The organism is Streptomyces sp. NPDC014907, assembly GCF_055562975.1.
In genome coordinates this window covers 344,783-357,823 of record NZ_JBVHEG010000001.1, presented here as the reverse complement: position 1 = coordinate 357,823, position 13,041 = coordinate 344,783, and the positions used below count along the sequence as shown (strand labels likewise).

Below are 13,041 nucleotides of genomic sequence, written 5' to 3'. Positions count from 1 at the left end.
CGAGCGCCGCGACCGCGACGACTGTGACGACCGCGACGAACCACGCGTACGAGGAGGCCGGGAACTGATGGCACGGCGATACGACTGCAACGAGGCGACCGACCGCGTGACCGGCCTGCGCGAGGCCGCGTCCGCCGTCCGCCGGGGCGAACTGGTCGTGCTGCCGACCGACACCGTGTACGGGATCGGCGCGGACGCCTTCAGCGGCGAGGCCGTGGCGGACCTCCTCGCGGCCAAGGGACGCGGCCGCAACATGCCCACGCCCGTGCTCATCGGCTCCCCGAACACCCTCCACGGCCTCGTCACCGACTTCTCCGAGCAGGCCTGGGAACTGGTCGACGCCTTCTGGCCCGGCGCGCTCACCCTCGTCGCCCGGCACCAGCCGTCCCTCCAGTGGGACCTCGGCGACACCCGGGGCACCGTCGCCGTCCGGATGCCGCTGCACCCGGTCGCGATCGAGCTGCTCACCGAGGTCGGCCCGATGGCCGTCTCCTCGGCGAACCTCACCGGCCACCCGTCGCCGGAGGACTGCGACGCGGCGCAGAACATGCTCGGCGACTCCGTCTCCGTCTACCTCGACGGCGGCCCCACGCCCGGCATCGTCCCCTCGTCCATCGTGGACGTGACCGGCCCGGTGCCGGTGCTGCTGCGCCAGGGCGCGCTCTCCGCGGAGGAGCTGCGGAAGGTCGTACCCGACCTCGAGGTGGCCAGTTGACGGCCCCTGAGGGGCGTGGCATAGCGGGGTACGACGACAGCGACACCTTCCGCATCCTCCACGTCAGCACCGGCAACGTCTGCCGCTCGCCGATCACCGAGCGGCTGACCCGCCACGCCCTGAGCGACCGCCTCGGCGATCCCCTCGGCGGCGGCCTGATCGTGGAGAGCGCGGGCACCTGGGGCCACGAGGGCGCCCCGATGGAGGCCAACGCGGAGCTGGTCCTCGCCGACTTCGGCGCGGACTACAGCGGCTTCGTGGGCCGTGAGCTCCTCGACGAGCACGTCATCCGCGCGGACCTCGTCCTGACGGCGACCCGCGACCACCGGGCGCAGGTCATCTCCATGGGCCACTCGGCGGGCCTGCGCACCTTCACCCTGAAGGAGTTCACCCGCCTGGTCCGCGCCATCGACCCGGCCACGCTCCCGGACCCGCGCGACGAGGGCATGGTCGAACGCGCCCGCGCCCTGGTCCGCGCCGCCGCCGCCCTGCGCGGGTGGCTCCTGGCCCCGTCCCCGGACGCGGACGAGGTCAACGACCCGTACGGCGCCCCGATCACGTTCTTCCGTTCGATCGGGGACGAGATCAACCAGGCGCTCGACCCGGTGGTGACGGCGCTGACGGGGGTCGCGGCCCGGCACTGACGGGGCCCGGCGCGGGGTCTCCGCGGGCTCCGGCGCGGGCGCCGTTCCCGGCGCGCGCGTCCGGCGCGAGGTGCCTACATTGGTGCTGACACCCCTCCACGCCCGGAGTCAGCCATGCAGGTCACCGCGCCCCCCGACGAGGCACTCGACGTCCTGCGCCGGCAGGACCCCGAGGTCGCCGACGCGCTGCTCGGGGAGGGACGCCGGCAGGCCGAGGACCTCCAGCTGATCGCGGCCGAGAACTTCACCTCGCCCGCCGTCCTCGCCGCCCTCGGCTCGTCCCTCGCCAACAAGTACGCCGAGGGCTATCCCGGCGCCCGGTACCACGGCGGCTGCGAGTACGCCGACGCCGTCGAGCGGATCGCCGTGCGGCGGGCCACCGCGCTCTTCGGGGCCGGCCACGCGAACGTCCAGGCGCACTCCGGCTCCTCGGCCGTCCTGGCGGCGTACGCGGCCCTCCTCAGGCCCGGTGACACGGTCCTCGCCATGGGCCTCGAACACGGCGGGCACCTCACCCACGGTTCGCCCGCCAACTTCTCCGGCCGCTGGTTCGACTTCGTCCCGTACGGCGTCGACGCCGAGACCGGGCTCGTCGACTACGAGCAGGTCGCCGCCCTCGCCCGCCACCACCGTCCCAAGGCGATCGTCTGCGGCTCCATCTCCTACCCCCGCCACCTCGACCACGCGCTCTTCCGCGAGATCGCCGACGAGGTCGGCGCCTACCTCGTCGCCGACGCCGCCCACACCATCGGCCTGGTCGCCGGGGGAGCGGCGCCCAGTCCCGTCCCGTACGCCGACGTCGTCTGCGCCACCACCCACAAGGTCCTGCGCGGCCCGCGCGGCGGGATGATCCTGTGCGGGGAGGAGCTGGCGGACCGGATCGACCGTGCCGTGTTCCCGTTCTCCCAGGGCGGCGCCCAGATGCACACGATCGCGGCCAAGGCCGTGGCCCTGGGCGAGGCCGCCGCCCCCGCGTTCACCGCGTACGCCCACCGGGTGACCGGGAACGCCCGCGTCCTCGCCGCCGCGCTCGCCGCCGAGGGCTTCGCGGTCACCACCGGCGGCACCGACACCCACCTCGTCACCGCCGACCCCGCCCCCCTCGGCGTCGACGGCCGCGCCGCCCGCGCCCGGCTCGCCGCCGCCGGGATCGTGCTCGACACCTGCGCCCTGCCCCACGGGCGGGGGCGGGGCGTCCGGCTCGGCACCGCCGCCGTCACCACCCAGGGGATGGGCTCCCCCGAGATGGCGAGGATCGCGGGACTGTTCACCGCGGCGCTCCGGGACGACCCGGCCGGGACGGCCCGGGTGCGGGCGGAGGTCCGCGCGCTGACCGGCCGGTTTCCCCCGTACGGCCGTTGACCCGACGCCGGACGCAACCGTTCGGGCGACCGGGGTGTCTCCCAGCACATGGACGGCACGGCTAGGGTGTGGGGCTGAGATGGCCAGCGATTCCTGTGGGGCAGCCCGTGCGTGATTACCTGCTGACGCTCTGTGTCACGGCGGCGGTGACCTACCTCCTCACCGGCCCGGTGCGGAAGTTCGCCATCGCGACCGGGGCGATGCCGGAGATCCGCGCCCGCGACGTGCACCGAGAACCGACTCCGCGGCTCGGTGGCATCGCCATGTTCTTCGGGCTGTGCGCCGGGCTGCTCGTCGCCGCGCACCTGCAGAACCTGGGCAGCGTCTTCGATCTGTCCAACGAGCCCCGCGCCCTGCTCTCCGGCGCCGCCCTGATCTGGCTGATCGGCGTCCTGGACGACAAGTTCGAGCTGGACGCGCTCATCAAGCTGGGCGCGCAGATGATCTCGGCCGGCGTGATGGTCGCGCAGGGCCTGACGATCCTGTGGCTGCCGATCCCCGGCGTCGGCGTCGTCTCCCTGACGCCCTGGCAGGGCACGCTCCTCACGGTCGCCCTCGTGGTCCTCACCATCAACGCCGTGAACTTCGTCGACGGCCTCGACGGCCTCGCCGCCGGCATGGTCTGCATCGCCGCCACGGCCTTCTTCCTGTACGCGTACCGCCTCTGGTACGGCTACACGATCGAGGCCGCCGCCCCCGCGACGCTCTTCACCGCCATCCTCATGGGCATGTGCCTGGGCTTCCTGCCGCACAACATGCACCCGGCGCGGATCTTCATGGGCGACTCCGGCTCGATGCTGATCGGCCTGATCCTGGCGGCCTCCGCCATCTCGATCACCGGCCAGGTCGACCCCGACGTGCTGAAGATCTTCGAGGGCTCGACCCGCGAGGCGACGCACGCCGCCCTGCCCGTCTTCATCCCGCTCCTGCTGCCGCTGACGATCATCGCGATCCCCATGGCGGACCTGTTCCTGGCGATCGTGCGCCGTACGTGGAAGGGCCAGTCGCCGTTCGCGGCGGACCGGGGGCACCTGCACCACCGGCTCCTGGAGATCGGGCACTCGCACAGCCGCGCGGTGCTGATCATGTACTTCTGGTCGGCGCTGATCGCCTTCGGGACGCTGGCGTACTCGGTCCACTCGACCTCGATGTGGATCGTCCTCGGGGTGGTCGCGCTCAGCGCGATCGGTCTGGTGCTGCTCCTGATGCCGCGGTTCACGCCCCGCGCGCCCCGCTGGGCGCAGTCGGTGGTGCCGCCCCGCTACCGGCGCCGCAAGCCCGCCCCCGTCGCCGCGGAGGGGACCGGGCCGGAGCCGGCCGCGATCGAGGAGGAGCGGATTCCGGTGCCCGCAGGGCTCCACGGCTCCACCGCCATCGGCAACCGCGCCCGCTTCACCGACAGGCGGAAGGCCGGAACGCCGAGTTGACGTAAGCCGCGAGGGCGGTCAATACCAGACAAGCCGCCTTCGCGTCGCGCACACACGCGCGAAGTAACTCTCATGTGTGACTGTTGGCACACCTTATGGGTAAAGACCTATTCAAATAGTTTGTGATACGGTTCACGAGACCCGGCGACAGTGCCGAAAGACCGTAGTGCGACGGTCCGTTGGCCCCGAGACCCACCTCGGACCGGGATTACGCTCGTCCACGACGACACCACCGCCCCCTCCAGCAAGCGGAGACACCGCCATGCCGTCCAACGACGCACGCATCCTCCTGCACACCGTTGTACCCACCGCAGCCGTCGGCGTCGTCGCCACGGTCGTCAGCGGGGTGGTCGCCGGTGGCAAGGGCGCGCTCGGCGGAGCCGTCGGCACCCTGGTCGTCCTGCTGTTCATGGGGATCGGGCAGGTGGTCCTCCAGCGGACGGCGAAGTCGCTGCCGCACCTCTTCCAGGCCATGGGGCTGCTGCTCTACACGGCCCAGCTGCTGGTGCTCTTCGTCTTCCTCGCCCTGCTCAAGAACACGACGCTGTTCCACTTCAAGGCCTTCGCCTTCACGCTCCTTGCGACGACCATCGTGTGGGTCGCCGCACAGGCCCGTGCCTACATGAAGGCGAAGATCGCGTACATCGACCCCGGAAACAAGGGGTCCACGTCGTGAAGGGTAGGGCCGGGATAAAGCCGTGCCCGGCTTCCTGCTATCGTCCGGTGCCAACTGCGGCACTGCGGACGCGGGCAACCGAAACGCCTGTCCCAGCGCGAGGCTCGACGCCGAACCGCCGCCCCCTTATCCGTAAGACCAGTCCAGTGCCGACCCGCGGCCGCGTGCCGCGCCGACACAACGAGGTTGCCGTACCTATGCGCCACGCTGAAGGAGCCCGCGGTGAGTGCTGACCAGACGCTTGCCTTCGACCCGGATTGCCACATCTTCAGTGGATGTGGCTTCCCGGCGCCGGGCCTGCACACGTTCATGTACGAGCCCATCGCCACGGTGGCCGGCATCGAGATCACCAAGCCGATGCTGCTCGCCGTCCTCGGCTCCATCGTGGTCGTCGGGTTCTTCTGGGCCGCCTTCAACAAGCCCAAGCTGATCCCCGGCAAGATGCAGATGGTCGGCGAGGCCGGTTACGACTTCGTGCGCCGCGGCATCGTCTACGAGATCATCGGCAAGAAGGACGGCGAGAAGTACGTCCCCTTCATGGTGTCGCTGTTCTTCTTCGTCTGGATCATGAACCTCTGGTCGATCATTCCGCTCGCCCAGTTCCCGGTCACCTCGCTGATCGCCTTCCCGGCCGGTCTCGCGCTGATCGTGTACGTCATGTGGATCTCGCTCACCTTCAAGAAGCACGGCTTCGTGGGCGGCTGGAAGAACATCGTCGGCTACGACAAGTCCCTCGGCGCGATCCTCCCGATGGTCGTCGTCCTCGAGTTCTTCTCGAACCTCCTCATCCGGCCCTTCACGCACGCGGTCCGACTGTTCGCGAACATGTTCGCCGGTCACCTGCTCATCGTGATGTTCTCGCTGGCCACCTGGTACCTCATGAACGGCCTGGGCTTCGTCTACGCCGGCGCCTCGTTCGTGATGGTCCTCGTGATGACCGCGTTCGAGCTCTTCATCCAGGCCGTCCAGGCGTACGTCTTCGTCCTCCTGGCCTGCAGCTACGTCCAGGGCGCGCTCTCCGAGCACCACTGAGCCCCGCCCGTACCGGCTGCTCCCCACCCAAGCCAACAGTCGTCCGGTGGCCAACCCCCACCGGGTCATTGAAAGAGAAGGAAGTAACGGCATGTCCGCTGCTCTCGACATGGTCAACCTCGCCGCCGGCGCCAAGGAGAACGTCGTCGGCAACGTCGCCTCGATCGGTTACGGCCTCGCCGCGATCGGCCCCGGCGTCGGCGTCGGCATCATCTTCGGCAACGGCACGCAGGCCCTCGCCCGCCAGCCCGAGGCCGCCGGTCTGATCCGCACCAACCAGATCATGGGCTTCGCCTTCTGTGAGGCGCTCGCGCTCATCGGCATCGTCATGGGCTTCGTCTACCAGTAAGCCGGACCGACAGCCCGATTCTTTTTACGGAAGGCACTGATGTGAACGCTCTGCTTCTTGCGGCGGCGGAGGAGCCCCAGCCTCCTCTGATCCCGCATCTTGACGAGCTCGTCATCGGCCTGATCGCCTTCGTCATCGTCTTCGGCTTCCTCGCCAAGAAGCTCATCCCGAACATCAACAAGGTTCTGGAAGAGCGCCGCGAGGCCATCGAGGGTGGCATCGAGAAGGCCGAGTCGGCCCAGATCGAGGCTCAGAGTGTGCTGGAGCAGTACAAGGCCCAGCTCGCCGAGGCCCGCCACGAGGCCGCGCGTCTTCGCCAGGAGGCGACGGAGCAGGGCGCCGCGATCATCCAGGAGATGAAGGCGGAAGGCCAGCGCCAGCGCGAGGAGATCATCGCGGCCGGCCACACGCAGATCGAGGCCGACCGCAAGGCCGCGGCCGCGTCGCTGCGTCAGGACGTGGGCAAGCTCGCCACGGACCTGGCCGGCAAGCTGGTCGGCGAGTCCCTCCAGGACAGCGCTCGCCAGAGCCGCACGATCGACCGTTTCCTCGACCAGCTCGAGGAGAAGGCCGAGGCCGTCCGATGAACGGAGCGAGCCGTGAAGCACTGGCAGCCGCACGCGAGTCCCTCGACGCGCTGACCGACAACACGTCGGCCGACGCGACGAAGCTCGCGGACGAGCTCGCCTCCGTCACCGCGCTGTTCGACCGTGAGGTGTCGCTGCGCCGGGTCCTGACCGACCCCGCCCAGCCGGGTGAGGCCAAGGCCGAACTCGCGCAGCGACTCCTGCGCGGTCAGGTGGGCGGCGAGACCGTCGACCTGGTTTCGGGCATGGTCCGTTCCCGCTGGTCCGGTTCGCGCGACCTGGTCGACGCGACCGAGGAGCTGGCGAACACCGCCGACCTCACCGCGGCGCAGAAGGCGGGCACGCTGGACGACGTCGAGGACGAGCTGTTCCGCTTCGGCCGGATCGTGTCCTCCAGCACCGAGCTCCGCTCGGCGCTGACGGACAAGGCCGCCACGGCCTCCGCCAAGGGCGCGCTGCTCCGCAGCCTGCTCGGCGGCAAGGCCCACGCGACCACCGAGCGCCTGGTCGTCCGTCTGGTGACCCAGCCCCGGGGACGTAGCCTGGAAGCGGGACTCGACTCCCTGTCCAGGCTCGCCGCGGCGCGCCGGGACCGGATGGTCGCCGTCGTCACCTCGGCGGTGCCGCTGTCGGACGGGCAGAAGCAGCGCCTCGGTGCCGTACTGGCCAAGCTGTACGGCCGCGAGATGCACCTGAACCTGGACGTGGACCCCGCGGTCCTCGGCGGGATCACGGTGCGGGTCGGCGACGAGGTCATCAACGGCACCATCGCGGAGCGCCTCGACGAGGCGACCCGTCGACTGGCCGGCTGACGGCCACCACAGCAGAAAAGCATCACAGCATCACCAGCGGCCCGGTTGGGCCGTGCAGAGATTGCAGAAGATTCCTGGGGGTCGGCCCCCAGACCCCTTAAGAAACTTCGGGCCCAACAAGGAGAGCAGGGAACCCAGATGGCGGAGCTCACGATCCGGCCGGAGGAGATCCGGGACGCACTGGAGAACTTCGTCCAGTCGTACCAGCCGGACGCGGCCTCGCGCGAGGAGGTCGGCACGGTCAGCCTGGCCGGCGACGGCATCGCGAAGGTCGAGGGTCTTCCCTCGGCCATGGCGAACGAGCTGCTGAAGTTCGAGGACGGCACCCTCGGTCTCGCGCTGAACCTCGAAGAGCGCGAGATCGGTGCGATCGTCCTCGGCGAGTTCAACGGCATCGAGGAGGGACAGTCGGTGCAGCGCACCGGCGAGGTCCTCTCGGTCGGTGTCGGCGAGGGTTACCTGGGTCGCGTCGTCGACCCGCTCGGCAACCCGATCGACGGTCTCGGCGAGATCGCGACCGAGGGCCGCCGCGCCCTCGAGCTGCAGGCCCCGGGCGTCATGGCCCGCAAGTCCGTGCACGAGCCGATGGAGACGGGCTACAAGGCCGTCGACGCCATGACGCCGGTCGGCCGGGGTCAGCGCCAGCTGATCATCGGTGACCGCCAGACCGGCAAGACCGCGCTGTGCATCGACACGATCATCAACCAGCGCGACAACTGGCGCTCGGGCGACGTGAACAAGCAGGTCCGCTGCATCTACGTCGCCGTCGGCCAGAAGGGCTCGACCATCGCGTCCGTCCGCGGCGCCCTGGAAGAGGCCGGCGCGCTCGAGTACACGACGATCGTCGCCGCCCCGGCGTCCGACCCGGCCGGCTTCAAGTACCTGGCGCCGTACACCGGCTCCGCCATCGGTCAGCACTGGATGTACCAGGGCAAGCACGTCCTGATCGTCTTCGACGACCTGTCGAAGCAGGCCGACGCCTACCGCGCCGTGTCGCTGCTGCTGCGCCGTCCGCCGGGCCGTGAGGCCTACCCGGGCGACGTCTTCTACCTGCACTCGCGTCTCCTGGAGCGCTGCGCGAAGCTCTCGGACGAGCTGGGTGCCGGTTCGATGACCGGTCTGCCGATCGTCGAGACCAAGGCGAACGACGTGTCGGCGTTCATCCCGACCAACGTCATCTCCATCACCGACGGCCAGTGCTTCCTGGAGTCCGACCTGTTCAACGCCGGCCAGCGCCCGGCCCTGAACGTCGGCATCTCGGTCTCCCGCGTCGGTGGCTCCGCCCAGCACAAGGCGATGAAGCAGATCTCCGGCCGCCTCCGCGTGGACCTCGCCCAGTTCCGTGAGCTGGAGGCGTTCGCCGCCTTCGGTTCGGACCTGGACGCGGCCTCCAAGGCGCAGCTGGAGCGTGGACAGCGCATGGTCGAGCTGCTCAAGCAGCCGCAGTACCAGCCGATGCCCACCGAGAACCAGGTCGTCTCCGTCTGGGCCGGCACCACCGGCAAGATGGACGACGTCCCGGTCGTCGACATCCGCCGCTTCGAGGCCGAGCTCCTGGCGTACCTGCGCCAGAACCACTCGGGCCTCATGACCTCCATCCGTGAGGGCGGCAAGATGTCGGACGACACCCTGCAGGCCGTGGGCGACGCCATCGCGGAGTTCAAGAAGCAGTTCGAGACCTCTGACGGCAAGCTGCTGGGCGAGGACGCTCCTGCCGCCGTCAACGTCTCGAAGTGACGACGGAAGGGACCTGACTCATGGGAGCGCAGCTCCGGGTCTACAAGCGTCGCATCAAATCCGTCACCGCGACGAAGAAGATCACCAAGGCGATGGAGATGATCGCCGCCTCGCGTGTCGTCAAGGCGCAGCGCAAGGTGCAGGCGTCGACTCCGTACGCGACCGAGCTGACGCGCGCGGTCACCGCGGTGGCCACGGGTGCCAATGACAAGCACCCGCTGACCACCGAGGCGGAGAACCCGGTCCGTGCCGCGGTCCTGCTCCTTTCGAGCGACCGCGGTCTGGCCGGTGCCTTCAACTCCAACGCCATCAAGGCGGCGGAGAAGCTGACGGCGAAGCTGGAGGGCGAGGGCCGCGAGGTCGTCGTCTACGTCGTCGGCCGTCGCGGCATCGCGCACTACAACTTCCGTGAGCGGAAGCTGGCCGGCACGTGGACCGGGTTCACGGACCAGCCGACGTACGGCGACGCCAAGACGGTCGCGGCTCCGCTGATCGAGGCGATCGAGAAGGACACGGCGGAGGGCGGCGTGGACGAGCTCCACATCGTCTACACCGAGTTCGTCTCGATGATGACGCAGACGGCGGTCGAGGCCCGGCTGCTGCCCCTCAGCCTCGACGAGGTGGCGAAGGAGGCGGGCGAGCCGGACACGCTCCGTCCGCTGTACGACTTCGAGCCGTCGGCGGAGGACGTCCTCGACGCCCTGCTGCCCCGGTACGTCGAGAGCCGGATCTACAACGCGCTGCTCCAGTCGGCCGCCTCCAAGCACGCCGCCACGCGCCGCGCGATGAAGTCGGCGACCGACAACGCGGGAGACTTGATCAACAACCTCTCCCGACTTGCCAACGCGGCCCGCCAGGCCGAAATCACCCAGGAAATCAGCGAGATCGTCGGCGGCTCGGCAGCCCTGGCCGACGCGACCGCGGGGAGTGACAAGTAATGACGACCACTGTTGAGACGGCCGCCGCCACGGGCCGCGTCGCCCGGGTCATCGGCCCGGTCGTCGACGTGGAGTTCCCCGTCGACGCGATGCCGGAGATCTACAACGCGCTGCACGTCGAGGTTCCGGACCCGGCCGAGGCGGGCGCGACCAAGACGCTGACCCTCGAGGTCGCCCAGCACCTCGGTGACGGCGTCGTCCGCACCATCTCCATGCAGCCCACCGACGGTCTGGTCCGCCAGGCCCCGGTGACCGACACGGGCACGGGCATCACCGTCCCGGTCGGCGACGCCACCAAGGGCCGCGTGTTCAACACGCTGGGCCAGGTGCTGAACGCCGACGAGTCCACCGTGGCCGACGCGCCGCGCTGGACGATCCACCGCAAGGCCCCGGCCTTCGACCAGCTCGAGTCCAAGACCGAGATGTTCGAGACCGGCCTGAAGGTCGTCGACCTCCTCACCCCGTACGTCAAGGGTGGAAAGATCGGTCTGTTCGGTGGTGCCGGTGTCGGCAAGACCGTTCTGATCCAGGAGATGATCGTCCGTGTGGCCAAGCTGCACGACGGCGTGTCGGTCTTCGCGGGCGTCGGCGAGCGCACCCGTGAGGGCAACGACCTCATGGTGGAGATGGAGGAGGCCGGCGTTCTCGACAAGACCGCGCTGGTCTTCGGCCAGATGGACGAGCCCCCGGGCACCCGTCTGCGCGTGGCCCTCGCCGGTCTGACCATGGCGGAGTACTTCCGCGATGTGCAGAAGCAGGACGTGCTGTTCTTCATCGACAACATCTTCCGCTTCACCCAGGCCGGTTCCGAGGTGTCGACCCTGCTCGGCCGCATGCCCTCCGCGGTGGGTTACCAGCCGAACCTGGCCGACGAGATGGGTCTCCTCCAGGAGCGCATCACCTCGACCCGCGGTCACTCGATCACCTCGATGCAGGCGATCTACGTCCCCGCCGACGACCTCACCGACCCGGCGCCGGCGACCACCTTCGCCCACCTCGACGCGACGACGGTTCTCTCCCGTCCGATCTCCGAGAAGGGCATCTACCCGGCCGTGGACCCGCTGGACTCCACGTCCCGCATCCTGGACCCGCGCTACATCGCGCAGGACCACTACGACGCCGCCACGCGCGTCAAGGGAATCCTGCAGAAGTACAAGGACCTCCAGGACATCATCGCGATCCTCGGTATCGACGAGCTGAGCGAGGAGGACAAGCTCGTCGTCCACCGTGCCCGGCGCGTCGAGCGCTTCCTGTCCCAGAACACCCACGCGGCGAAGCAGTTCACCGGTGTGGACGGTTCGGACGTTCCGCTCGACGAGTCGATCGCCGCGTTCAACGCGATCTGCGACGGTGAGTACGACCACTTCCCGGAGCAGGCCTTCTTCATGTGTGGTGGTCTCGAGGACCTCAAGAAGAACGCCAAGGAGCTCGGCGTCTCCTGAGCCCCGTGCTCGCCCGAGGGGGCGGGATGCGTCCCGCCCCCTCTCCACGCCCCCTAGAATTGATCCCAACACCCGGCACGACCGCCGGGTGGTGACCCGAGGAGCCACCCTTGGCCGCTGAGCTGCACGTCGAGCTGGTCGCCGCGGACCGGAGTGTCTGGTCCGGCGAGGCCACCCTGGTCATCGCGCGTACCACCTCCGGCGACATCGGCGTCATGCCCGGCCACCAGCCGCTGCTCGGTGTGCTGGAGTCGGGCCCGGTGACCATCCGTACGAGCGAGGGCGAGACCGTCGTCGCCGCCGTCCACGGCGGATTCATCTCCTTCGCCGACGACAAGCTGTCCCTGCTCGCGGAGGTCTGCGAGCTGGCGGACGAGATCGACGCCCAGCGCGCCGAGCGTGCCCTCGAGCGCGCCAAGACGGACTCCGACGCCGCCGCCGAGCGGCGCGCCGAGGTCCGGCTGCGCGCGGTAGCGGTCCGCTGACGGTCCGCACGGAGCAGTGCCCTCAGCCGCGGCACGGCTGGAATTTTCCAGACCGTGCCGCGGCTGAGGCGATGCAGATGCAGGTGGTATTCGGTTCTGCCGGCCGGTCCGGCTACGGGACGCAGCGAGGAGGTCGGTGAAGATGTTCCTCGCTCTGCTCGTGTGCGGCCTGGTCGTCGCACTGGTGGTGATCGGGCTCTTCGTCTTCGGTTTGCGCCGGAGACTGATCCAGCGGGCCGGAGGCACCTTCGACTGTTCCCTCCGCTGGAACGTCCCCGACGAACCGGACCCGGCCGGCAAGGGCTGGGTGTACGGCGTCGCCCGCTACAGCGGTGACGAGATCGCCTGGTTCCGCGTCTTCTCGTACGCGCCCCGGCCGCGCCGGGTCCTGGAGCGCTCCTCCATCGTGGCCCTGGAGCGCCGGATGCCGGAGGGCGAGGAGGAGCTGGCGCTGCTCTCGGACGCGGTGATCCAGCCCTGCATGTACGAGGGCGTCCGCCTGGAGCTCGCGATGAGCGAGGACGCCCGGACGGGCTTCATGGCCTGGCTGGAGGCGGCGCCGCCCGGCCAGCGGGTGAACGTCGCCTGACGTCCCCGCCCGCCGGACGGGGGCGCCCCGGACGGAGCCCGGGGAGGGTGAACGTCGCGCGAGTTCCCCGCCCGCCGGGCGGGAGGGCGGGTACCGCGCGGGACAGGACGGAGGCGGGGGGCGGCGGGGGGGGCCCGCCCCCCCCCCCCCCCCCCGGGGGGGGGGGGCGCCCCGGCCGCGGTTGTTCGCGCCCCCCAGCGCGCCGGTGGGGGGGTCACCCCGCGACACCCCGAAAAAAACCCCGCC

14 protein-coding genes are annotated in these 13,041 nt (G+C 70.0%); all 14 read left to right on the top strand.

The genetic code is table 11. From position 1 onward, the window contains the following. The first annotated feature begins 67 nt into the window (after window positions 1-67). The 14 genes from ACZ3IL_RS01555 (at window position 68) to ACZ3IL_RS01490 (ending at window position 12,795) form a co-directional block, all read left to right on the top strand. Entirely contained in the window at window positions 68-715 is a 648-nt protein-coding gene (locus tag ACZ3IL_RS01555) for an L-threonylcarbamoyladenylate synthase (protein WP_467385548.1), read from the top strand. Further along, complete coding sequence (locus tag ACZ3IL_RS01550; RefSeq protein ID WP_467385547.1) at window positions 712-1,359, top strand: arsenate reductase/protein-tyrosine-phosphatase family protein; 648 nt, start codon at window positions 712-714, stop codon at window positions 1,357-1,359. The genes ACZ3IL_RS01555 and ACZ3IL_RS01550 overlap by 4 nt, the downstream gene beginning before the upstream one ends. 114 nt (window positions 1,360-1,473) lie before the next feature. Next, window positions 1,474-2,721: a serine hydroxymethyltransferase gene (locus ACZ3IL_RS01545; protein WP_467385546.1), complete on the top strand. Its 1,248-nt coding sequence runs from the start codon at window positions 1,474-1,476 to the stop codon at window positions 2,719-2,721. Window positions 2,722-2,828: 107 nt separating this feature from the next. Beyond that, window positions 2,829-4,148 carry an MraY family glycosyltransferase gene (locus ACZ3IL_RS01540; protein ID WP_467385545.1) on the top strand — a complete coding sequence of 440 codons (1,320 nt, stop codon included), beginning with the start codon at window positions 2,829-2,831 and terminating at the stop codon, window positions 4,146-4,148. A gap of 262 nt (window positions 4,149-4,410) precedes the next feature. Beyond that, window positions 4,411-4,824 (top strand): hypothetical protein, encoded by a 414-nt coding sequence (locus ACZ3IL_RS01535; RefSeq protein ID WP_467385544.1) that lies wholly within the window; start codon window positions 4,411-4,413, stop codon window positions 4,822-4,824. A 222-nt stretch (window positions 4,825-5,046) separates the two neighbouring features. After that, on the top strand, window positions 5,047-5,856 hold the full coding sequence (atpB, locus tag ACZ3IL_RS01530; RefSeq protein ID WP_467385543.1) for a F0F1 ATP synthase subunit A: 810 nt from the start codon (window positions 5,047-5,049) through the stop codon (window positions 5,854-5,856). A 91-nt stretch (window positions 5,857-5,947) separates the two neighbouring features. Next, a complete protein-coding gene (gene atpE / locus ACZ3IL_RS01525; protein ID WP_093874070.1) occupies window positions 5,948-6,205 on the top strand; it encodes an ATP synthase F0 subunit C in 258 nt (85 codons plus the stop codon). Window positions 6,206-6,246: 41 nt separating this feature from the next. Then, window positions 6,247-6,792 carry a F0F1 ATP synthase subunit B gene (locus tag ACZ3IL_RS01520; RefSeq protein WP_467385542.1) on the top strand — a complete coding sequence of 182 codons (546 nt, stop codon included), beginning with the start codon at window positions 6,247-6,249 and terminating at the stop codon, window positions 6,790-6,792. After that, the gene (locus ACZ3IL_RS01515) at window positions 6,789-7,604 is read left to right on the top strand and encodes a F0F1 ATP synthase subunit delta (protein WP_467385541.1); all 816 of its coding nucleotides are present in this window, start codon (window positions 6,789-6,791) and stop codon (window positions 7,602-7,604) included. Before ACZ3IL_RS01520 ends, ACZ3IL_RS01515 begins: the two co-directional genes overlap by 4 nt. 138 nt (window positions 7,605-7,742) lie before the next feature. After that, window positions 7,743-9,341: a F0F1 ATP synthase subunit alpha gene (atpA, locus tag ACZ3IL_RS01510; protein ID WP_388688982.1), complete on the top strand. Its 1,599-nt coding sequence runs from the start codon at window positions 7,743-7,745 to the stop codon at window positions 9,339-9,341. Between the two features lie 20 nt (window positions 9,342-9,361). Continuing rightward, entirely contained in the window at window positions 9,362-10,279 is a 918-nt protein-coding gene (locus ACZ3IL_RS01505; protein WP_388688984.1) for a F0F1 ATP synthase subunit gamma, read from the top strand. Beyond that, window positions 10,279-11,721: a F0F1 ATP synthase subunit beta gene (gene atpD, locus ACZ3IL_RS01500; protein ID WP_467385540.1), complete on the top strand. Its 1,443-nt coding sequence runs from the start codon at window positions 10,279-10,281 to the stop codon at window positions 11,719-11,721. The genes ACZ3IL_RS01505 and atpD overlap by 1 nt, the downstream gene beginning before the upstream one ends. Before the next feature lie 110 nt (window positions 11,722-11,831). Then, the gene (locus tag ACZ3IL_RS01495; RefSeq protein ID WP_388688987.1) at window positions 11,832-12,206 is read left to right on the top strand and encodes a F0F1 ATP synthase subunit epsilon; all 375 of its coding nucleotides are present in this window, start codon (window positions 11,832-11,834) and stop codon (window positions 12,204-12,206) included. A 142-nt stretch (window positions 12,207-12,348) separates the two neighbouring features. Further along, window positions 12,349-12,795 carry a DUF2550 domain-containing protein gene (locus ACZ3IL_RS01490; RefSeq protein ID WP_030218852.1) on the top strand — a complete coding sequence of 149 codons (447 nt, stop codon included), beginning with the start codon at window positions 12,349-12,351 and terminating at the stop codon, window positions 12,793-12,795. The last annotated feature ends 246 nt before the right edge of the window (window positions 12,796-13,041 follow it).

What these genes read in the sequence shown, in the direction of transcription:
- ACZ3IL_RS01555 (WP_467385548.1), top strand. Translation starts at nt 68, where the DNA reads ATGGCACGGCGATACGACTGCAACGAGGCGACCGACCGCGTGACCGGC.
- ACZ3IL_RS01545 (WP_467385546.1), top strand. Translation starts at nt 1,474, where the DNA reads ATGCAGGTCACCGCGCCCCCCGACGAGGCACTCGACGTCCTGCGCCGG.
- ACZ3IL_RS01535 (WP_467385544.1), top strand. Translation starts at nt 4,411, where the DNA reads ATGCCGTCCAACGACGCACGCATCCTCCTGCACACCGTTGTACCCACC.
- atpE (WP_093874070.1), top strand. Translation starts at nt 5,948, where the DNA reads ATGTCCGCTGCTCTCGACATGGTCAACCTCGCCGCCGGCGCCAAGGAG.
- ACZ3IL_RS01515 (WP_467385541.1), top strand. Translation starts at nt 6,789, where the DNA reads ATGAACGGAGCGAGCCGTGAAGCACTGGCAGCCGCACGCGAGTCCCTC.
- atpA (WP_388688982.1), top strand. Translation starts at nt 7,743, where the DNA reads ATGGCGGAGCTCACGATCCGGCCGGAGGAGATCCGGGACGCACTGGAG.
- ACZ3IL_RS01505 (WP_388688984.1), top strand. Translation starts at nt 9,362, where the DNA reads ATGGGAGCGCAGCTCCGGGTCTACAAGCGTCGCATCAAATCCGTCACC.
- atpD (WP_467385540.1), top strand. Translation starts at nt 10,279, where the DNA reads ATGACGACCACTGTTGAGACGGCCGCCGCCACGGGCCGCGTCGCCCGG.
- ACZ3IL_RS01490 (WP_030218852.1), top strand. Translation starts at nt 12,349, where the DNA reads ATGTTCCTCGCTCTGCTCGTGTGCGGCCTGGTCGTCGCACTGGTGGTG.